Origin of the sequence: Bacillus sp. AFS077874 (assembly GCF_002566505.1) — a bacterium.
Classification (GTDB): Bacteria; Bacillota; Bacilli; order Bacillales; family Bacillaceae_G; genus Gottfriedia.
In genome coordinates, this window is record NZ_NUYF01000006.1 from 98,177 (window position 1) to 119,705 (window position 21,529).

Below are 21,529 nucleotides of genomic sequence, written 5' to 3' on the forward strand. Positions count from 1 at the left end.
TATGCAATTCATTCAGATTGTTCAGTTCTTTTTGTATGTTGAAGTTTATTAACAGGTTAATTATTTACAAGTATGATATACTAGTCGAAAAATTCTGTTATATTTGTGGGCGCTTATAAAAAAATTAATCTATTTGGGAGAGAGAGCTATGAAGTTTGTATTAGTATTCGGGCCTCAAGCCGTCGGGAAAATGACTGTAGGCCATGAACTAGAAAAAATAACAGATTTAAAATTGTTTCATAATCACATGACAATCGATTTGGTTAGCAAGTTTTTTGATTATGGAACAAAGGAAGGGAGTAGATTAGTCAATTTATTTCGAAATGAAATATTTGAAGATGTGTCAAAAAGTAACCTATATGGACTTATTTTTACATATGTGTGGGCTCTGGATCATAAATCTGATTGGGAGTATGTCGAGAAAGTTTGTTCCATATTTGAGTCAAAAGGGGCAACAACCTATTTTGTTGAACTTGAAGCAGAACTAGACGTGCGACTTGCACGAAATAAAACACCGTACAGATTAGAACATAAGCCAACAAAAAGAGATATTGAATGGTCTGAAAACAATTTAATAAAGACAATGGAAAAATTTAGATTAAATTCGATAGAAGGGGAAATTCAGAAGGAAAATTATCTAAAAATAAATAACACAAATATGAGTGCAGAAGAAGTAGCTAAATTAATAAAAGAAAGATTTGCTTTGTAAGTAATAGATTCACTTTTAATTTTCAGTATCGTTTACTGATAGGTTCTTAAGGAGAATATCTTACTCAAAAACAAAAAGATAAAGTAAGCTTTAGTGGAAATCAAGCACACTTTTCACCTTATACGAAAGTTTATTAATTAATAGACAAGATTGTTTTTCAACAACGTGAAAAACCACCTAATCAAATTTAGGTGGTTTTGTTTTTTATTAGTTGCTGTTAGGATCAGTGTCGTCGTGGTATGTACTTCCACCAGTTTGAGCATTAAATGTCCAATCAACTTTTAACTTGTCGCCTTGGAATTGATTTTGATCTTGTCCATTATCAACAAACTCGAATAATACGAAAATCTTTTCTTTTTGACCTGCTGCAATGCCGTCTGGATCTTTTGTACTACCTACAAATTGAGTAATTGCCGTTAAATCAGGAGTTTGATTTTGTAGGTCATATAATGTTGTATCAACAACCTCGTTCGTAGCACTGCTAGTGTTATACATAATTGTTACTTTAATATTTTTAGCTAAATCTTCAGTATTATTATTTTTTACGTCTTCAACTTGATATTTAGTGCTTAATAAAACTTTGTTAATATCAAGAGTTCCATTGTTTTCTAACGTAAATTCACGATATACTTCATCACCAGGTTTTAAATTGCTAATGTTTACAACAGCATTAGGATTCATACCTAAGTCTAATGTACCTGCTGCGAACGTATTATCAGTTTTAATTGTATCGCTAAAGTATGCAAAGGTACCTCCACTAATTAATGACAAACCGACTGCTCCACTCATTACAACTTGACCAATTCTCTTAGTAAAACTCATTTCATTTCCCCCTTAAGGTTTATTTATTAAACTCTTAAGCTTTTATTTTGTACTTAAGAGATCTAACCAACTTCATCCTGCAGTTTTTTGTTCAAACTCTTTTCTTAATTGGAATAAATTGCGTAGCGCTGAAAGAGTTAAAAGGATACCTGGAACAATTAACAATAGCGCTGATCCAGCTTTTGAGCTTACAAAATTTAATGCATAACCAACATATGGAATCGTGAAATTCGAATATTTTCCTACGATATTTTGAGGGTACACAGTCCATAAGTCTTGGGCATTATTGTTATCACCCTTCGTTTTATATGAAATTTCACCATTTTTATGATGAACAGCTGCTATTCTATGAGTAATTAGCTTATTGTCCATGTGAAAGGTAACAATCTCGCCTTTTTGATAAGACGATGGATTTGCACCTAGCTTAACGGCAATAATTGAACCCGTATGAAAAGTTGGTTCCATCGATCCAGATAAAACAGCTTTTAATTGATAGCCTAAAATGGTAGAATCTCCACCTGTAAATCTAGAAGAAATCACAATAAAAGCTAAGAAACACAAGATGACAATAGAAATACTTTTAAAAATATTACCTACAATTGATAAAATTTTCTTCAACATGAGATATCACCTATTCGTTTTGAGTTGTATTTACTGAATTATTAGAAATTTAATTTGAGATTGTATCCGTATTGGTATGATCAGAATCTTGGCTCAGAACTGAATCTGTATTGGTCTGATCAGAATCCTGGTTCGGAACTGAATCTATATCTGTATGATTAGATTTCTGGTTCGGAATTGAATCTGTATCAGAATTATTAGAATCCCGGCTCTGAATTGAATCTGTATCAGAGTTATTAGAATTCTGGCTCTGAATTGAATCTGTATCAGAGTTATTAGAATTCTGGCTCGGAATTGAATCTGTATCAGAACGATTAGAACTTTGGCCCTGAGCAGAATCAGTAGCATTTTTAGGCTCACTAGTATCGTTATTAATCATTTCTTTACTTTCACCTAGTTGGGATTGAATTGTAGATTTAATGGACGCTATCTTTTGAAGATTAATTGTTTCATTTAATTGCTGGATTAGTTGATTAACAACCTGGTAGCCTTTTCTCTCATATTCATAGTTACTTTGTTCAGTTTCAGAAAGTTCATGAATTTGATTGTGATAAGAGTTCAACTGCTCTTGAATACTTTGTAAACTCTTAATCTCATTATTTAATTCTTGTTCCTCATTAAGAACAGTAGTAAGTAAACTTGACAATTCAGAGCAATTACCATTAATTGATGTCTGTAGGATCGTCTTATATAAATGATTAGCTCTTGTTGAATGATCTTTTGCAGCTATTTCTAATTGTTGGATTGTTTTAGGAAACACGATTGCTGCTGAAACGACTTGTTCTGTAGATACTTGACTAGAAAAGGTTGCCTCCGTTTGACCAACTGTTTGCATTGCCAAGTAAAATTGAATAGAACATAAACTGACGATGATGGAGACTTTTTTTCTTGCTTGTTTCAAATTTTCACTCCTTTGCAAAAGCCCTGTTGAAATTCATTATTGCTCAGTTGTCGGAAAATTGAAACCGGGTTATTTTTGAGCCAATTATTGGTAGTATTTTGTCATAAATAGTCGATTTTAAGGTGAAAAGCTTAAAAAACAGCTCGAAAAGAACCCGGGTTTGACATATTGATTTAATTTTGAATTTTCTCAATAATGAAAATTGCAGTCGCAACAAAATTAAATAAGGGGTGAAAGTTTTGAGAATGAAAAAAGAGAAAAGAATGAGAAGAAAAGCAATTCCAGCAGTAATGGCGTTAACCGTAGCATTTGGAGGAGGTTTAATAACTTTACCTTCATTTGTAAATGTAAAAGCAAGTGCAGCAACAGTTGAACAAGCTTTAAGTAAGGATGAAATTGTAAAAGCTTTTCTTAATTCAAAAGTAGAAGGTCTTGCAAGATCAGGTTCCGCATGGGAACAATTTAAAGTTATTAGTGAACAAGCTGACAGCACAACAAATACTTACCATGTCAGAACAGTCGAACAGTACAAAGGAATTCCAATTTATGGATCTGGACAAGCTGTTGCACTAGACGCAAATAACAATGTATACGCATCATTTGGTAATATAACTCAAAAATTATCACGTACAATTATTCCAACTGAAGCGGTTATTTCTAAAGAAGATGCAGAAACAACTGCTAAGGAGAGTATCGAATCTCAAATTGGCACTGTTAAAAATTATGATGGAATTGATACTGAATTAACAATTTACCCACACAATGGAAAGTATTATTTAACCTATTTAGTTAAGGCTTCAACTTCTGTGCCAGCACCTGGTTACTTCCATTATTTTGTGAATGCAACTAATGGAGAAATAGTAGACAGCTTTGATGCAATTGACAACTTAGCTGACCCAGCAAAACTTACTGTTGCGGTTGGAAGAGGGTTAGACGTATTTGGCAAAATGCAGTCATTCCCTGTAGGAAAAGACACTACAACTGGAACTAGCTATTTATATGGTGGATCAATTGCTGGCGGTACTACAACGTCACCAAATATCGTGCCACTTGCAACTTTCGATGCTCATCGTATGGGTGAAACTCCATTTATTCTTCTTTCAGCACTATTAGGTTTTACAGGATTTGAAATAGAAACAAAAAGTTCAACTAATTTTTTCTATGATCCTGCTGGAGTATCAGCTCATATGAACTCTGATAAAGTAAATAAATATTATCAAACAGTGCACAAGCGTAACAGTTTAGATAATAAAGGAATGACGTTAATCAGCACGGTTCACATCGGATCAAAATGGAATAATGCAGCTTGGAACGGAAAGCAAATGCTATACGGAGATGGTGATGGGATTGTTCTTGGTTCTTTAGCAGGCGGATTAGATGTAACAGGTCACGAAATGACTCATGGTGTAATATCAAATACTGCGAACCTTACGTATCAAGGTGAGTCTGGTGCAATTAATGAATCATTGGCAGATATCTTCGGAGCATTAGCTGAAATGAACGCTGCAGGTGCTACATCTCCATCTGATTGGGAGATGGGTGAAGATATCTACACTCCTACAAAAGATGGTGATGGAGGACTTCGTTCGTTAAGCAATCCAAAATCTAAGTCACTTAGTCCTATTTATGGGTTAAAGGATAATAAATATCCAGATAATTACGCGGATCGTTATTTAGGTACAGAAGATAAAGGTGGCGTACACATTAACAGTAGTATCAACAATAAAGCTGCATATTTAATCGCTGAAGGTGGGACACATAACGGTATAACAGTTACTAAACTGCAGCGTACAGTAGCAGAGAAAATCTATTACCGTGCATTAACAATGTATTTAACGCCTTCTTCTGGATTTAAAGAAATGCGAGAAGCTGCAATTCAAGCAGCTCGTGATTTATACCCAGATAGCAAAACTACTGGTCAACCATCAACACAAACAAAAGCAGTCATGGATGCATATACTGCCGTAGGTGTTCAATAATAAATAAACTTAAAAACCATGAACATTTGTCTGTTCATGGTTTTCTTATAATCTATTAACTTTTACCTATTAATCAATAAGATTAGTATTAAATTACTATTTTTTATTATTAATTTTTTATTAGAATAACTTAATAATTTGTGTGTATAGCATGATGGAAACTAAGTTGAACTATTGTATATTTAGTATAAGTTTTAGGATAGGAGGAGCAATCAATGATCGAAGGAGAAGTTATAAAATTTTATCGTACGAAAGCCGGGCTAACACAAGAAGAACTTGGAAAAGGAATCTGCTCTTCAAAGCACGTTGGAAAAATTGAAAGAGGGAATACTTCCTACTCATCTGAGATTATTACCTTGTTTTCTGAACGATTACAAATTGATATTCGAAAAGAAATTGCGAACTTTGAAAATCTTGAAAATAAACTACTAAACTGGCATACAGCAATTATTAAAGTAAGAATGAAGGAAGTTGATTCATATAAAAAAGAGCTAGAAAAAAGCCCTTTTATTAATTCGCCAAAATATGATGCTTTGTATCAATTGCTACTAGCAAGATATTATCTCTTAAAGAACGACTATAAAAACACTTATACAATTATTCTAAGTATAGAAAGTAACTATAAAGACCTACCTCCTTTTGAAAGAAATCTCTTTTTGCATGTAATTGGAATTTATTATTTAAATAATTACAATAATTCAAGTACAGAGAATCATCATAAAGCAATACAAACTTTAAAGAAGATTGATCTAAACGAATACGGAAATCCAGAATACTACTATCATTTAGCTGTTGCATATGCATGGGTTGATTCTAAGGTAATGGCTTATGTATACGCAGAAAAAGCGCTTAAATATTTTAAAGATACAAGTAATTATTTACGTGCCATAAATGCTGAATCAATTATGCTTTTACAATCAAGCAACGATGGGCACTTAGACTTTAAAAAATTGAAACAATCATATAAAAACCTGATTCATGATAGTGAAACGCTCAATGCGCCAGATAAAACGGGTATGTTATTAAATAACTTTGCTTTAGAATATTATAAAAGAAAAGACTATGAAAAGGCGCAAAAATATTATAAGGCAGCATTACAATTGGAGAAAAAGCCATCGGTGATTTATCTTCAACGACTTAATAATTATCTTAGAAGTTCATTTGAAGGTAAATTAATGCGCAAATCTGCTTTATTAAATAGTGCTCAAAAAGGTCTAACAATCGCGAATGATTTAAAGAATCAACATTATCAAATTCTTTTCACATTACTGATCTATTTGATTGAAAATAAAACGGAAGAGTATATAGTGTACATAGAAAAAACAGCTTTTCCATACTTTAAGTCACGCAATCATACTATTTTTATGAAACGATATGGTAAGGAGTTGTATGATTATTATGTGAAAGAAAAAGAGTTTGAGAAGGCAGTTGAAATGTCTAACTTCTTAATAGATGCTATTAAAATACATAACTAAAGGACTGTTGTAGGACAGTTTTTTTATTTTTTATTTTTTCAGATTAAAGAAGGAGTGTGATGAATAAAGTTGCACGCAATTAAATTTATCAATAATGATTAAATGTGCCACTAAATTTAATTGGAAACTAATTTTTTCAATAATGTTAAAAAAAGTTCCATAAAGGAACTTTTTTAAAATATTATTATGTTGAAATAACAATATCGGAAAAGGGACAAATATTACTATTTCTAACACAATTCTATCATGATTGACTCTTTTCGAAATGGTTGTTGTTTATAAACCGATCATTTTTAAATCACACAGTAAAGAAAGAAGCTGGTTGGAAACAAGGTGTGGGGTTTCTATAGGGCAATCAGAAAAGTGGAAATTTGAGATGTCTCACGATTATATTCAACTAGACATCTCCTTAAAGAGCAACAAGATTTACGAAAACAGCCATTTTAAACTACATATTAATAGTATGTCTAAAATACAAAAATGTATGGGGGACAAACTATATTACAGAATTTTTTTTTTTCATGTTATAATACATCCGCATTTTAAGCCCATGAAAAATAGTAAAAGGATATTAAAATTAAAATATGATATGATTTTTTAAATAATTGCACTAAATTCAAAGAATGGGGATAAATTATGATTCGAATTTTAATTGTGGATGATGATTCTCATATAAGAGAGTTATTGAAAATGTATTTACAAACTGAAGGCTACACGACATTTGAAGCAGCTAACGGAGACGAAGCTTCTGCATTGCTTGAGCAACAACAAATTAATTTAGCGATTGTAGATATAATGATGCCAGGAAAAGATGGGTACCAACTTTGTGAAGAAATAAGAGAGTATTATGATTTTCCCGTTATATTGTTAACTGCAAAAAGCGAGCTTTCTGATAAAGAAAAAGGTTTTGCAGTAGGCACAGATGACTATTTGACCAAACCATTTGAACCAAAAGAAATACTATTTCGGATTAAGGCACTGTTAAGAAGATACAATATGATTAGTGCTCAAAAAATAAAACTGAACGAAACCGTTATTGATCGAAAAAGTTATGAAGTTTACTGTAATGGAAAATTACTTATGCTTCCAATGAAGGAATTTGAATTATTGTCTCAATTGGCAAGTTACCCAGATCGAATTTTTACACGTGATGAGCTGATCCAATTAATTTGGGGTGTTGATTTTGAAGGTGATGATCGAACAATCAATGTTCATATTAAACGTTTACGTGAAAGGTTTTCTAGTTTAACGAATGACTTTAGTATAAAAACCGTTCGTGGCGTTGGTTATAAATTGGAGGTCACTAGAAAGTGAAAACTTTATACATAAGAATTGTTCTTACAATCCTCGGTGTAATGATTTGTAGCAGTTTATTGGCTTTCTTTCTTTCAAATGTGTATTACCACTATAATCTAAAGCCATATAATGATAAAAAATTAACTAAAATGGCATTAGACGTTGGTACTTTTTATGAAAAAAATAATAATATCGAATTAAGCAATTACTTAAAAAGTATTAGTAAATTAGGTTATCAAATTTTACTAGTCGATCAACAAGGAAATCAATCCTTTTATGGTGGTTCTTTTAGAGAAAAAAAACTAGATCGAAAAGTGATTGATTCTGTTTTAAACGGGAAGGTCTACCATGGTATTGCCGAATTTCCAACATCATTATTTGTGACGGGTTTTTTTGATAATACATTGAGTAATACAGTTGGTGTTCCTTTAAAATCGACTACTAATCATTTAGCGCTTTTTATGCGTCCAAATGTACAGCTTCAATTTGGTGAATTGCGTATACTCTTTTCCATTCTCCTCTTACTGACAATTGTATTAAGTATCGTATTCGTTCTAGTTAGTACAAGATATATTGTAAAACCGATTATTAAATTAACTGAAGCAACTAAAAAAATTGCAGAAGGAAAATATAATGTTCAATTGCAAATTAAACGCCAAGATGAAATAGGAAAACTTGCTAATCACTTTTCGCACATGTCTCAAAAATTAGGACAAATTGAAGCGATGCGTCAGGAGTTTGTTTCGAATGTATCGCATGAAATTCAATCACCACTTGCATCAATACAAGGGTTTTCGCAGTCACTACAAACTGAAAAATTAACCGATGAGCAAAAGAATCATTACTTATCAATAATAGAGGAAGAAAGTAAAAGAATGTCCTTGTTAAGTAAACAATTATTAACGTTAGCTGCCTTAGATAAGGAAGAAAGTATATTGCAAAAAACAACTTTTGATGTTGCCGAGCAAATTAAACAAGTAGTTTTTACAACTGAATGGAGTTGGAGAAACAAAGAGTTGGCCATTGATTTGGAATTACCACAAACCTATGTATATGCTGATAAGAATCTACTACATCAAGTCTGGACAAACCTAATGACGAATAGCATTAAATTTAATCATGAAGGTGGATCAATCTCAATAAAACTGAGTAGTAATGAAGAGTATGTTCAAATTGAATTTCAAGATACTGGAATTGGTATTTCCGAAAAGGATTTACAACAAATATTTAATCGATTTTTTATTGCTGATAAAGCAAGAAATCGAAAGGAATCCAGTAGTGGCTTAGGTTTAGCGATTGTTAAACAAATCATTGAATTACATAATGGGCATATAGTAGTAAGTAGTAAAGTAAGCAAAGGAACTAAATTTCATCTAACCATACCTAATATTAAAGAGTTCTGATTTAAAATTGTAATCGACTGTTCACCTGTTGTTCATCTAACATTCCTATACTTTAAATTACAGAGAGTGATTCTACTTTTTACACTCTTTAAAATTTAGTATGTTAAAGGAGATGAATGACAGGTGTTTCTTGCATTGAGGGAATTTAAACACGCAAAATTACGTTTTTTATTAATTAGTCTAATCATGATCCTTATATCATTCCTAGTATTATTCGTTTCAGGATTAGCGAAAGGATTATCTTTTGATAATGCTTCTTCTATTGATAGCATGGCCTCAAATTATTTTGTATTACAAAAAGAATCGGGTAAACAAATTAATCATTCAATGTTAACGGAAAATCAAATAAATGAAGTTCAGAAATTGGTTGATGAGAAAAATTCCACTAATTTAGGAGTTCAAATGACTACGTTTCTAAAGGATGGAACATCTAAAAAAATTGATGCTACCTTATTTGGAATTGATGTGAATGGGTTAGCAGCCCCAAAGGTAATTGAAGGAGAAATGATTAATAATTCAACAAAGAATGAAGTGGTAGGAGATATTTCTTTAAAAGAAAAAGGAATCAAGCTTGGGGACATAATTTCAGATCAAATCTCGGGTAAAGAATTTAAAGTTGTTGGATTTACCGAGAATCAATCATATAGTCACGCACCGGTTATTCATATGAATTACAAAGAGTGGTCAATGGTCAATAGTAAGAATTCATTTAATGCAATTGCATTAAAAACAAACGAAAGTACAGCAAAAAAAGTAAGTGAAAAAGTATCAGGAGTAGAAGTAATTAATAAAAATCAGGCATTAAAAGGCATACCTGGTTATAAAGAAGAACAGGGATCTTTACTAATGATGATTGTATTCCTATTCTTTATCGGAGCATTTGTGCTAGCAGTCTTTTTCTATATCATTACGATTCAAAAAATTAATCAATTTGGCGTGCTAAAAGCAATAGGTTCAAAAACTAGTTATTTAGCTAAGAATATTATTTTTCAAGTTTTAACACTTACACTATTAAGTCTAATGATCAGTATTTCAATCACATTTGGATTATCTAAAGTATTACCAGCTAGCTTACCTTTTGTATTTGATGCTCAGTTAATCATCGGAAGTTCATTATTATTCCTATTTGTAGCAATAGTTGGCTCGTTAATATCTTTATTAAAAGTAGTAAAAATTGATGCGATTGAAGCAATAGGGAGGGCTTTTTAATGAGTAATAAACTAGTACTAGATAATATTAGCAAAACATACAATGACGGAGATTCTTTAGCAACAACCGTATTAGATCAAGTTTCCATTCAAGTAAAAGCTGGTGAACTAGTAGCAGTTGTAGGTCCGTCTGGCTCAGGGAAAAGTACCTTCCTTTCAATAGCAGGAGCATTATTATCTCCGACTAATGGGAAAATTTTAATAGATGATATTGAAATAAGTAATCTTCCAGCAAATAAACTGAATGAATTTAGATTATCAAAAATCGGATTTATTTTTCAAATGTCTAATTTAATCCCTTATTTAACAGTTAAAGATCAGCTTCTATTAATTGCTGAATTAGCTGGAATAAAAAACAAAATTGCCGAGAAGAAAGCTAACGAATTACTTGAACAATTAGGATTATCAAAGAGGATGAGAAACTATCCAGAAAATTTATCAGGTGGAGAGAGACAACGAGTAGCCATTGCACGAGCATTAATGAACGATCCAGAAGTAATCTTTGCGGATGAACCTACAGCTAGTCTCGATTCTGAAAGAGGAAGAGCTGTTGTTGAAATGCTATCTAAAGAAGTGAAGCAAAGACAAAAAGCTGCGATAATGGTTACTCATGATAAAAGGATGTTAGATTTGTGTGACCGTGTTGTTTATATTGAAAATGGAAAACTTACTGAACAAATTTAAGGAAGAACCCGTTTTAATTAACGGGTTCTTTTAGATTGTTTATGAGTAAGAAATTTAGAACAATGAGCTATTTTAGTGACTCATGAAGCTGTTATGAGTAAGAAATTTAGAACAATGAGCTACTTTAGTGACTCATTAACCCGGAGTATGGAATATATTCTGAATAAACAAAAGAACCCGTTCAAATCGAACGGGTTCTTTTTTATAGATGTAATCGATCTAAAAGATTCGATTTAGCAAGATCAATTACATCACTTGCATGGCCATTTAATACAGCTTTTAATGTCCATAGTGTAAATCCATGCGCTTGTTCAATACTTACTTTAGGAGGCATTGCCAGTTCTTGACGGTTTACTAAAACATCGATTAGAGCCGGTCCATTGTGTTCAAACGCACGTTGTACAGCGGATTCTAAATCAGCAGGGTCTTCTACACGAATTCCTTCAATCCCCATCGCTTGAGCTAATGATGCAAAGTTAGGGTTTTCTAAAGTTGTACCAGTTTCTAGGTAACCAGCAGCTTTCATTTCTAATTCTACGAAACTTAGCGCACTATTATTGAATACGACTATTTTTACAGGTAATTTATGCTGGTGGATCGTTAATAAATCACCCATTAACATTGATAATCCACCATCTCCGCATAATGCCACTACTTGACGTCCAGGTTGAGAAACTTGAGCACCAATTGCTTGAGGCATGGCATTAGCCATCGTTCCATGATTAAATGATCCAAGTAATCTTCTTTTTCCATTCATTTGTAAATATCGTGCAGACCATAATGTAGGCGTACCGACATCACATGTAAAGATCGTATCTTCACTTGCAAGATCACTTACAATCTTAGTTAAATACTGAGGGTGGATTGGTGTTCGTCCTGGTTTTCCTACAGCAAACTTATCTAAATCTTCACGTACATTTTTGTATGCTGAAACATACTTTTCTAAATGGCTTGAATCTTTCACATCTGTTAAGAGAGGTAATAACTGACTAATTGTTTCTTTTACATCTCCACATAGTCCATAAGTAAGTGCAGCTCGTCGACCTAGATGCTCAGCTCGAACATCAACTTGTAAAATAACTGCATCGTCCGGATAAAACTGTCGATATGGGAAATCTGTCCCAAGCATTAACAAGACATCGCAGTCCATAATCGCGTGATATCCAGATGAGTAGCCAATTAATCCAGTTAGCCCAGCATTGTATGGATTATCGTATTCAAGGAATTCTTTTCCTCTAAGCGCAATAACCATGGGAGATTTTAACTTTTCGCAAAGAAGCATTAAATGAGAATGAGCACCTTCACAGCCTGCTCCGCAAAGTAGTGTAACTTTCTTACCATCATTGAGAAATCCAGCTAGTTTTTCCAATTCAGGTTTCGATGGACTAATCAGTGGATTCGTTACATGAATAACTTGTTCTGGAACAGTTTGTCGATCTTCTAAAGCAGCTATGTCTCCAGGTAAAACAAGTACAGATACACCTTTTCTTGCGATTGCATGCTGCATTGCAATCGTTGCTAGACGAGGCATTTGTTCTGCTCTATAGACTGTTTCACAGAAGTGACTGCATTCTTTAAATAATTGCTCAGGACGAGTTTGTTGAAAATACTCACTTCCAATTTCGATGCTTGGAATTTGAGCCGCAATCGCAAGTACAGGAATACGGCTTCGATGACAATCGTATAATCCGTTAATTAGATGAAGATTACCTGGACCACTGCTTCCCGCACAAACTGCGATACTTCCACTCATTAGAGCATCTGAACCTGCAGCAAAAGCCGCAACCTCTTCATGGCGAACGCCGATCCATTCAATTCTTTTTGAGTTTTTAATTGAATCCAAAACAGCATTTAAAGAATCGCCAACAATACCGTAAATTCTAGTAACTCCTGCCTGAATCAATGAATCAATCAGTAAATCTGCAATTGTTTTCCTCATTGTAATCTCCTTCTAGTTCACTGTTAATAGGAACTAATTGAATTTAATAAGCCTTAGGCTACAGATAAATTTATGCTTTGCAGAAATGTAAAACGTTATACCAAAAAAAGGCAGGAAAAGTAGGATGCATTAAGAATTAAATACTTTAAAAATCTCTTAACCTCGAATTTTTTGTCGAAGGAATTCATCTTGAAACTTACGTTTACGTAAGATTTATAATATATCTATAGCTAGAAGGAGGAGGGCATTTTGAAGTTTTATTCGATTCGAGAGATGACGAATGAATTTAATACGACTCATAGAACCCTTAGATATTATGAAGAAATTGGATTATTACACCCATCCTATACTGAAAGTGGTAGAAGAAGGTATTCTCATAAAGATCGTACACGTCTTTATTTAATTCAAAGGGGTAAAAATTTAGGCTTTCATTTGCAGGAAATAAAAGAAATGATTGATTTATTTACGCTCGATCGAACAGGTGAAAAACAATTACAAAAAACAATTGAATATGGAAATCAAAAAATTTTAGAGTTAGATAAAAAAATTAACGATTTAATTCAATTAAAAGAAGAAATTATGAGAATGAAGAGTAATCTTGAGCGGAATTTATTAGAAATCGAATGAAATACTTCCGAAAAAGGATGTGGAAGGTTTAATGAATTTTTATAAAGAAGATCGTAATCTACAGTTGATTTTAGGAAAATATTTTAATGAAGATTTTTTTACATGGGCTAATAAAGAATTAGAAGAATTTGGTGAGCTTTGTGCGAATGAAATCGATCAACGTGCAATTCACACAGACCGAGAAGGTCAACCACGTTTAATCAAATATGATGCATATGGTAATGATATTTCACATGTTTGGGTAAATGAAGGTTATAAGCAAACTGTAAAAGATACTTATAATAGAGGGATTGTTAGTTATATTCATAAGCCAATTCCTGAAATTGGTATAAAGGGGAATTATATTTATTCCTATGCACAAGGTTATTTATTATCACAGACTGAAGCTGGTTTTTATTGTCCAGTAACATTATCAATGGCTGCTACGTTTTTAGTTGAAAAATATGCAGATGAAGCATTAAAAGAAAAATATCTCCCCCATCTATTATCAACTGGGGAAACAGAATTATATGAAGGAGCGACTTTTTTAACGGAAAGACAGGGTGGTTCAGATGTTGGAGCCAATGTAGTGAAAGCAGTTAAAGAAGGAGATTACTATCGTATTTACGGAGAAAAATATTTTGCTAGCAATGCAGGTCAGTGTGGTATTACAACAATTTTAGCAAGAATTGAGGGAGCGCCTTCTGGGAGTAAGGGGTTAAGTTTATTTTTAGTGCCTTGGAAGAATGATGACGGTACAAATAACGGATTTACGATTCGTCGCTTAAAAGATAAGCTAGGTGTAAGAGCTGTTCCATCAGGAGAAGTTGAATTTAATGGAGCGAAAGCATTTCTAATCGGAGACCCTTCTAGAGGAATTAACTATATGATGGAAGCATTGAATTTATCTAGAATATGTAATGCTGTAGCATCAGTTGGAATTATGAGAAGAGCCTATGTGGAGGCGAAGAAATATGCTGAAAATAGACCGGCATTTGGACAAATATTAACGAATTTTCCAATGATCCAAGAGACATTAGCAAAACTTGCATCCATTCAGGAAGTGCAAACAAGTGCAGTATTTAATTTAGTGACCTTATTTGATCGAGTGGTGGGGAAAGAAAACGGAACAACCGAGGAGCAAACATTAGTAAGACTTTTGATTGCTATATTAAAAATGCGTACTGCAGATGAAGCAATTCATTTCTCCCACGAAGCGATTGAAATGCATGGAGGAAATGGTTATATTGAAGATTTTGTTACACCTCGACTTCTAAGAGATGCTCAAGTACTTACAGTCTGGGAAGGAACTGCCAATATTTTAGGTTTAGAGATTTTGAGACTGTTTAACAAAATAAATGGTTATCAAGTCTTTAAATCATTTATTGAAGAAAAATTGGTAGATACACCTCAAACATTAATAGATGAAAGTGAAATCATAAAGAAAAAGCTTGAGGAGTTAAATGAAATCGTTCAATATACAGCTACTTTAGATACTAATACTCAATCATATAATGCTAAGAAAATAGCAAATAAAATGGCAGATTTAATTGAAGCAGTTACTGCTCTTGAAGATGCAAAAGATCATATTCGAAAAGAGTACATTGCAAAAATATTGATCCATGAACGATATTTTAAAGATGAAATAAATAAAGAACAAATTCATTTAAAGTATTTTGATGAAATTGTTGATTACAAAAATAACAAACATTTGGAAACAGTATTAAGCAACAAGTAACCTCAATAATCGAATTAAGCGACAAATTTCAGAAAAAAATAATTAAAAAGATGGGGAATTAAAGTTTCCACCATCTTTTTTTCTTGTTCGTTTGCTCATCTTTTAATGATTTTAGATAATCTTTATTTGACTTTAATACATTTTCTTCATTGATTACGCCTAATGGTTTGGACTTGATATGTTTCATTCGTCGCAATATCTCTTCATTTGATTGAAGTACATCTTCAATTTGATTGTTTTTGCTCAATTGAATCACCTCTTAGTCACTAATAGATAGTATATTAGTATCTCTTATAAGATATGATTCAAAACAAAAAAAGAGTACAACCATTGCACCCTATACGCCTCTATTTTTTAACGCTCTAATTGCTAATCTGTTTGTTTTTCTTAAATTAGTGATTTCACTGGATGGTTCAATTACGATTCCATTACGTTTAGGAGAGGACTTAGGTTGTGATTCAGGAGCTTTTTTAAAAGATAATAATTTTTTAAACATCCATATCGACTCCTTATCTTAAGTTTCTAATAGCAGAATACATTGTTGTGATTGCAAATAAATAGTGTCTATCTACCGTTAATAAATCCGTAGATTGAACTGCAACAAGATAGCAATAACTATCTTTCATAAATTGTAGCACGTATATCCCTTGGTCTTCAATGCTATGCTGATTTTTTGATTTAATATCGGATAAAAATGATTGCTTAACATCATCTCCAACACCAAATCTTAATTTATACATATTAAAAAAATCGGTATAGGCAATATCTGTTTCCGGGTATATCTTGACAACAACTTTGGCCTCGTAAAAATATAAATAGTTTTTTAGCAAATTATTTAATTCATCCTCAGGATCTAATTGCTTGTCTAAATAGGATTCTAGTGATTCTATGAACTCAATATAATGATTAGTCCTTTGAAGAAGTTTAGCAACTAATCGATCGTTTTTTTCAATTTGAGTTTTAAAACTAACACTTTTTTCAATGGTGTTCCCAGCCCAGATAAATTTATCAGGTGTTAAGAGAAAAAAGATATCTACAAATAAAGGAATCCCAATTAATGAGATTAAAAAGGGGATTGTAACCAAATCCTTAATATCTGAAAATTGAACAGTATTAAAAATTTTGTATGTAACAAGCCCACCTACAAATAAAAAAGTATAAAGCGCATACCAAATTTTACGATAAAAAACTAAGTTTGCGTCATACTGAAAAATTTGATCTTCGCTATTTTGACTTTTATAATATTTAATTAATACCATAAATAAGGAAAATTAAAATCGCCAAAACACAAAAACAAAGAACACCATCCATGAAATCAAAATGAAGTCCTTTCTCTGATGAAGCTTTGGGTTTTTGAATTATTTTACTTACATTAGTTTCATTAAATAGCATCATAAAATCCCTCCTAAAAACAATAAAGCAATGTGGAAGTATAATGAGTTTCATTACTCACGTAAGTATACAAAATAATGGTTAAATTTGGTAGATAATTTTGAATTTGTTATAAAATTATCACAAATTATGTAACTTTATGAAAATAATCTTTAGGTTAAAAAATACAATCTACTAAAATAGAAATTTTTAAAATAGAAAAGACACCCTAAGTTGGGTGTCTTTCTACTTTTTCAACACATTAATTTTATAGCTCTGGGAAGCAGGAGTATTTCCAAAATGAGTAAAAGAATAAAACACAGTTAAAATGAGCAGCAGGCTAGAAATAATAATTACTGGAAAGAATGATGATAGTAGTTTTGGGAATCGTTGACTTAAAAACATAGTAGAACAAAATATAGATGAACAAGTTAATAATAATAAACAAATTAATAATAAAGCATGTGCTTCTGAAATTGAAATCATCACGACGATCATGCTCCCCATCATACCGGCCATCATTCCAGTAAAGATCCCTTCAAGTAGTGCAAGGAAATGTAATCGAAAGCCGATGCATAATCCAATGAGTGCAGGTAAGCCCATTGAAATGAGTAAGGAATTGAAAAATTGTTGGTGATTTGAAAGTGTAATGAGTACACCTATTGTTAAACCAGTAGTCATACTGATCATCATCATATACATCATTTGATGCATCTGGTCATTTTTTGTTGGTTTGAGGTGGATCGAAATGATTGTTATGAAGAGCATTATGCTAATACATACCCAACTGGTGAACATATATGATACCCCCTAACTATTCGCTTTTTATCATCATATGGACAACTTAAAATAAATAGAATAAAAAATTGACACCTATACCCCCTATGAGTATATAATAATGGTGAGGTGATAAAATGGAAAATTGCCATGATGATCAAATGGTTCCAAGAAGTGAGGACGAAATTAACGATTTAATGAAACGTCTTCGTAGAATAGAGGGGCAAGTTAGAGGAATTCAAAAAATGGTCGAAGAGGACCGATATTGTATAGATATTTTGACGCAAATTATGGCAGTTGAAGCTGCTATGAAAAAAGTAAGTTTCTCATTAATTGAAAGACATGCGAATCATTGTATGGTTAAAGCTGTTAAAGAAAACAATGGTGAAGCATCAGTTACTGAATTAATGGAGGTTATTAAGCGTTACGTAAAATAAGGGGGTTGATTAATATGAACGAAGCAAAGCAGTTAACCCTTGGTATTGAGGGGATGACTTGCGCAGCTTGTGCAACCCGAATCGAAAAAAGCTTAAATCGAATGGATGGCTTGAAAGCGAATGTGAATCTAGCTTTAGAAAAAGCTACTATTACCTATGATAAAGGACAATATCAAACTTCTGATTTAATAGAAAAAATCCAAACGATTGGTTATGAGGTTGCAGTTGAAAAAATTACGTTAAATATTGAAGGAATGACATGTGCTGCTTGTTCGGCTCGAATCGAAAAAGTAATAGGGAAAATGGACGGAATAGTTCAAATCAATGTCAATCTAGCTATGAATATAGCAACGATTTCTTATTTACCTGAAGTACGCTCGGTCCAATCGATAATAGATAAAATTAGTCACATCGGTTATGCAGCAGCTATAAAAGAAGAAAATGCAGTTAAAGAAAAAGACACAACAAAAAACAAACAGATTCAATTGATTGTTTCTATCTTACTTTCACTTCCACTATTGTATTCGATGGTATCTCATCTCCCATTTAGTACAAATATTTGGATGCCACATTTATTAATGAATCCATGGTTTCAATTATTGTTTGCAACTCCAGTTCAGTTTATTATAGGTTGGCATTTTTATGTAGGAGCTTTTAAAGCAATACGAAATTATAGTGCGAATATGGATGTGCTCGTCGTACTCGGAACTTCGGCAGCTTATTTTTATAGCTTAGTTGAGTCAATTAAGACAATAAATAATGGTATGTATATGCCGCATCTATATTTTGAGACAAGTGCGGTTTTAATTACATTAGTTTTGCTTGGAAAATATTTTGAGCATATTGCTAAAGGGAAAACGACTGAAGCAATTTCAAAACTAATGGAATTACAAGCTAAGGAAGCTATTGTTATAGAAAATGGAAATGAAGTTTATGTACCATTGGAAGCTGTAAAAGTTGGAGATCTACTTCTTGTTAAACCAGGTGAGAAAATTCCAGTGGATGGTGTCATTGTATCAGGAATATCTACAGTTGATGAATCAATGATTACAGGAGAGTCTTTACCAGTTGATAAAAAGACTGATGATAAAGTTGTTGGAGCAACAGTCAATGGTAATGGTATTTTAACCATACGAGCTGAGAAGGTTGGTAAGGATACGGCATTAGCAAATATTGTGAAAATAGTTGAAGAGGCACAAGGTTCAAAAGCTCCAATTCAAAGATTAGCAGATCGAATTTCGAATCTATTTGTTCCTATTGTAATTGGCATAGCCATATTAACATTTATCATTTGGTTTTTTGTAGTCGATCCACAAAATTTGCCTAAGTCAATTGAAGTAGCAATAGCTGTTTTAGTCATAGCATGTCCTTGTGCTTTAGGACTTGCTACACCAACTTCGATTATGGTTGGAAGTGGAAAAGGTGCGGAAAATGGGATTTTATACAAAGGCGGAGAATTTTTAGAAACGACCCAAAAAATTAATACAATCATTCTTGATAAAACAGGAACTGTTACAAAAGGAAAGCCTGAAGTAACAGATATCATTAATTTAAATCATCGAGAGGATTTATTGAAGCTCGTTGCAAGTGTAGAGAAAATGTCAGAGCATCCTTTAGCACAAGCAATTGTTCAATACGCACTTAAACAGGAATTGCAACTAACAGATCTTACAGAGTTTATTGCCATACCTGGACATGGAGTAGAAGCCTTGATTGAAAATAAAAAGGTATTTATCGGTACTAGGAAGTTAATGAATGAAAAGAATATCGATTTTTCTCCAGTTGAAGATCAATTAATCGTATTTGAATCTGCCGGGAAAACAGGGATGTTAATAGCAATCGACGACAAGCTGGAAGGTATTATTGCTGTAGCCGATACAATTAAAGAATCTTCTAGACATGCGATAAAAGCATTAAAGGATTTAAAAATAGAAGTTTTTATGGTAACTGGTGATAATAAACACACTGCAAAGGCGATTGCAGATCAAGTGGGTATTGAAAATGTATTTGCTGAAGTTCTACCAGAGAAAAAAGCTGATATAGTTGCTGAACTACAAAAACAAGGGAAAATTGTTGCGATGGTTGGAGATGGGATTAATGATGCTCCAGCTCTTGCAAAAGCTGATATTGGGATGGCGATCGGTACTGGTGCAGATGTCGCGATTGAAACAGCGGATGTTACGCTAGTAGGTGGCGACTTATCACATATTCCGAGAGCTATTAGCTTAAGTAAGAAAACAATGAATAATATTCGCCAAAATTTATTTTGGGCGTTATTTTATAACAGTTTAGGTATACCGATTGCAGCTTTAGGGTTGTTGCAGCCTTGGATTGCAGGTGCTGCAATGGCATTTAGCTCTGTATCGGTTGTCTTAAACGCATTAAGATTAAAACGTATAAAAATTTAGGAGGATTTAGTAATGGAAACAATTTTAAAAGTAGAAGGTATGACATGTGGACACTGCAAAGCTGCAGTTATGAAAGCGGTAGAAGGAGTGTCTGGTACAAATAATATAATCGTAAGTTTAGAAAATAAAGAAGTAACATTCAATACTTCAAACGCTGAAACAATTGAGAAAGTAAAAGAGGCTATTGAAGATCAAGGTTACGATATCGTTTAATCTTAGCAAAAAAATAAAAGGCGAACTAATGGTTCGCTTTTTATTTGGAAAAAATGCGAGACTGGGGAGAGAATTAGATGAAATACTTATTGTTGTTACTTAGTTTTGTTACAGTTATTGGTTTAAGTGGATGTGGAAATATGTCCCATACAGCTTCTACTCATGAAAGTATGAATCATGAAACAAAAGAAGAAAAAGATTCAACAAAGGTACAATTTACGTTTAACAGTAATCCTGAAAGTGGTAAGAAAGTAAATCTAAACATTCAAGTTAATGATTTGATGGGGAAAACAGTAAATAAATTTGAGTTCGAGCACGAAAAATTAATGCATTTAATTGTTGTAAGTAAGGATTTATCATATTTTGACCATTTGCACCCAGTATACAAAGGTAAAGGGTTATTTACAGTCACACCGGATTTTCCAAGTGGTGGTGAATATAAATTATTTGCAGATTTTATACCTGAGGGCTCTGATAAAAACGTAAAAACAAAACTAGTACAAGTGTCAGGTGAGCAAGCTAAACCAGTTTCACTAATACCAGATAGAGTATTAACAAAAGTAATTGATGGAAAGGAGGTTACTTTAAAATTTGATAAATTGACGACAAAGAATGAAGTTAAAATGACATTTACGATTAAGGATGCTAAAACCAAAAAAGGTATTACTGATTTACAGCCTTATTTGGGTGCTATTGGTCATGTTGTTGCGATTAGTGGTGATACGAATACTTACTTACATGTCCATCCAATGAATGAAAAGTCAAGTGGACCTGACGCAGAGTTTATGACTAGTTTTCCTAAAAAAGGATTATATAAAATATGGGGACAGTTTAAACAAAATGGAGATGTGTTTATAGTACCATTTGTTGTAAATGTGCCATAAATTAAACAGATAAAAAGCAGGAAACCCTTTGTTTTCCTGCTTTTTTATATTTTCTTAA

At 32.7% G+C, this 21,529-nt stretch carries 22 protein-coding genes; 13 read left to right on the forward strand and 9 right to left on the reverse strand.

Going from position 1 to position 21,529, the window contains the following annotated elements; genetic code table 11:
* Positions 1 to 148 precede the first annotated feature (148 nt).
* The gene (locus tag COJ46_RS05425; RefSeq protein ID WP_097976708.1) at positions 149 to 709 is read left to right on the forward strand and encodes a DEAD/DEAH box helicase family protein; all 561 of its coding nucleotides are present in this window, start codon (positions 149 to 151) and stop codon (positions 707 to 709) included.
* A gap of 207 nt (positions 710 to 916) precedes the next feature.
* Here the strand turns inward: COJ46_RS05425 and COJ46_RS05430 are convergent, their stop codons facing one another.
* The 3 genes from COJ46_RS05430 to COJ46_RS05440 all read right to left on the reverse strand — a co-directional run bounded on the left by COJ46_RS05430 (position 917) and on the right by COJ46_RS05440 (position 3,053).
* Positions 917 to 1,531, reverse strand: a complete 615-nt coding sequence (locus COJ46_RS05430; protein WP_097976706.1) for a TasA family protein — start codon at positions 1,529 to 1,531, stop codon at positions 917 to 919.
* A gap of 72 nt (positions 1,532 to 1,603) precedes the next feature.
* On the reverse strand, positions 1,604 to 2,152 hold the full coding sequence (gene sipW, locus COJ46_RS05435) for a signal peptidase I SipW (RefSeq protein WP_097976705.1): 549 nt from the start codon (positions 2,150 to 2,152) through the stop codon (positions 1,604 to 1,606).
* A gap of 49 nt (positions 2,153 to 2,201) precedes the next feature.
* The gene (locus COJ46_RS05440; RefSeq protein ID WP_097976703.1) at positions 2,202 to 3,053 is read right to left on the reverse strand and encodes a DUF4047 domain-containing protein; all 852 of its coding nucleotides are present in this window, start codon (positions 3,051 to 3,053) and stop codon (positions 2,202 to 2,204) included.
* A 263-nt stretch (positions 3,054 to 3,316) separates the two neighbouring features.
* Between COJ46_RS05440 and COJ46_RS05445 the strand changes: the two genes are divergently transcribed.
* From COJ46_RS05445 to COJ46_RS05475, 6 genes are all read left to right on the forward strand, one after another.
* Entirely contained in the window at positions 3,317 to 5,032 is a 1,716-nt protein-coding gene (locus tag COJ46_RS05445) for a M4 family metallopeptidase (RefSeq protein WP_097976875.1), read from the forward strand.
* Positions 5,033 to 5,247: 215 nt separating this feature from the next.
* Positions 5,248 to 6,507 carry a helix-turn-helix domain-containing protein gene (locus COJ46_RS05450; RefSeq protein ID WP_097976701.1) on the forward strand — a complete coding sequence of 420 codons (1,260 nt, stop codon included), beginning with the start codon at positions 5,248 to 5,250 and terminating at the stop codon, positions 6,505 to 6,507.
* A 636-nt stretch (positions 6,508 to 7,143) separates the two neighbouring features.
* A complete protein-coding gene (locus tag COJ46_RS05460; RefSeq protein ID WP_097976700.1) occupies positions 7,144 to 7,821 on the forward strand; it encodes a response regulator transcription factor in 678 nt (225 codons plus the stop codon).
* Complete coding sequence (locus COJ46_RS05465) at positions 7,818 to 9,206, forward strand: sensor histidine kinase (RefSeq protein ID WP_098565734.1); 1,389 nt, start codon at positions 7,818 to 7,820, stop codon at positions 9,204 to 9,206. The genes COJ46_RS05460 and COJ46_RS05465 overlap by 4 nt, the downstream gene beginning before the upstream one ends.
* Before the next feature lie 123 nt (positions 9,207 to 9,329).
* Positions 9,330 to 10,415 (forward strand): ABC transporter permease, encoded by a 1,086-nt coding sequence (locus tag COJ46_RS05470; protein WP_097976696.1) that lies wholly within the window; start codon positions 9,330 to 9,332, stop codon positions 10,413 to 10,415.
* The gene (locus COJ46_RS05475; protein WP_097976694.1) at positions 10,415 to 11,098 is read left to right on the forward strand and encodes an ABC transporter ATP-binding protein; all 684 of its coding nucleotides are present in this window, start codon (positions 10,415 to 10,417) and stop codon (positions 11,096 to 11,098) included. The genes COJ46_RS05470 and COJ46_RS05475 overlap by 1 nt, the downstream gene beginning before the upstream one ends.
* 202 nt (positions 11,099 to 11,300) lie before the next feature.
* On the opposite strand, the gene poxB is transcribed toward COJ46_RS05475, so the two are convergent.
* Complete coding sequence (poxB, locus tag COJ46_RS05480) at positions 11,301 to 13,037, reverse strand: ubiquinone-dependent pyruvate dehydrogenase (RefSeq protein ID WP_097976692.1); 1,737 nt, start codon at positions 13,035 to 13,037, stop codon at positions 11,301 to 11,303.
* Between the two features lie 249 nt (positions 13,038 to 13,286).
* Here poxB and COJ46_RS05485 point away from each other — a divergent pair, with 249 nt between their 5' ends.
* Positions 13,287 to 13,664 (forward strand): MerR family transcriptional regulator, encoded by a 378-nt coding sequence (locus tag COJ46_RS05485; protein ID WP_097976690.1) that lies wholly within the window; start codon positions 13,287 to 13,289, stop codon positions 13,662 to 13,664.
* Positions 13,665 to 13,695: 31 nt separating this feature from the next.
* Positions 13,696 to 15,381 carry an acyl-CoA dehydrogenase family protein gene (locus COJ46_RS05490; RefSeq protein WP_097976689.1) on the forward strand — a complete coding sequence of 562 codons (1,686 nt, stop codon included), beginning with the start codon at positions 13,696 to 13,698 and terminating at the stop codon, positions 15,379 to 15,381.
* 58 nt (positions 15,382 to 15,439) lie between these two features.
* On the opposite strand, the gene COJ46_RS05495 is transcribed toward COJ46_RS05490, so the two are convergent.
* From COJ46_RS05495 to COJ46_RS05505, 5 genes are all read right to left on the reverse strand, one after another.
* Positions 15,440 to 15,628 carry a hypothetical protein gene (locus COJ46_RS05495; RefSeq protein WP_097976688.1) on the reverse strand — a complete coding sequence of 63 codons (189 nt, stop codon included), beginning with the start codon at positions 15,626 to 15,628 and terminating at the stop codon, positions 15,440 to 15,442.
* Positions 15,629 to 15,718: 90 nt separating this feature from the next.
* Positions 15,719 to 15,877 carry a hypothetical protein gene (locus tag COJ46_RS24395; protein ID WP_176522550.1) on the reverse strand — a complete coding sequence of 53 codons (159 nt, stop codon included), beginning with the start codon at positions 15,875 to 15,877 and terminating at the stop codon, positions 15,719 to 15,721.
* Positions 15,878 to 15,890: 13 nt separating this feature from the next.
* Positions 15,891 to 16,640, reverse strand: coding sequence for a type II toxin-antitoxin system SpoIISA family toxin (locus tag COJ46_RS05500; RefSeq protein WP_097976686.1), 750 nt, complete (start codon positions 16,638 to 16,640; stop codon positions 15,891 to 15,893).
* Complete coding sequence (locus COJ46_RS24400; RefSeq protein ID WP_176522549.1) at positions 16,627 to 16,776, reverse strand: hypothetical protein; 150 nt, start codon at positions 16,774 to 16,776, stop codon at positions 16,627 to 16,629. The genes COJ46_RS05500 and COJ46_RS24400 overlap by 14 nt, the downstream gene beginning before the upstream one ends.
* 222 nt (positions 16,777 to 16,998) lie before the next feature.
* A complete protein-coding gene (locus COJ46_RS05505) occupies positions 16,999 to 17,550 on the reverse strand; it encodes a hypothetical protein (RefSeq protein WP_097976684.1) in 552 nt (183 codons plus the stop codon).
* A gap of 116 nt (positions 17,551 to 17,666) precedes the next feature.
* Between COJ46_RS05505 and COJ46_RS05510 the strand changes: the two genes are divergently transcribed.
* The 4 genes from COJ46_RS05510 to COJ46_RS05525 all read left to right on the forward strand — a co-directional run bounded on the left by COJ46_RS05510 (position 17,667) and on the right by COJ46_RS05525 (position 21,471).
* Complete coding sequence (locus COJ46_RS05510; RefSeq protein ID WP_088014157.1) at positions 17,667 to 17,966, forward strand: metal-sensitive transcriptional regulator; 300 nt, start codon at positions 17,667 to 17,669, stop codon at positions 17,964 to 17,966.
* Between the two features lie 14 nt (positions 17,967 to 17,980).
* A complete protein-coding gene (locus COJ46_RS05515) occupies positions 17,981 to 20,374 on the forward strand; it encodes a heavy metal translocating P-type ATPase (RefSeq protein ID WP_097976683.1) in 2,394 nt (797 codons plus the stop codon).
* A 12-nt stretch (positions 20,375 to 20,386) separates the two neighbouring features.
* The gene (locus tag COJ46_RS05520; protein ID WP_088014159.1) at positions 20,387 to 20,587 is read left to right on the forward strand and encodes a cation transporter; all 201 of its coding nucleotides are present in this window, start codon (positions 20,387 to 20,389) and stop codon (positions 20,585 to 20,587) included.
* A 77-nt stretch (positions 20,588 to 20,664) separates the two neighbouring features.
* A complete protein-coding gene (locus COJ46_RS05525) occupies positions 20,665 to 21,471 on the forward strand; it encodes a hypothetical protein (protein ID WP_097976682.1) in 807 nt (268 codons plus the stop codon).
* The last annotated feature ends 58 nt before the right edge of the window (positions 21,472 to 21,529 follow it).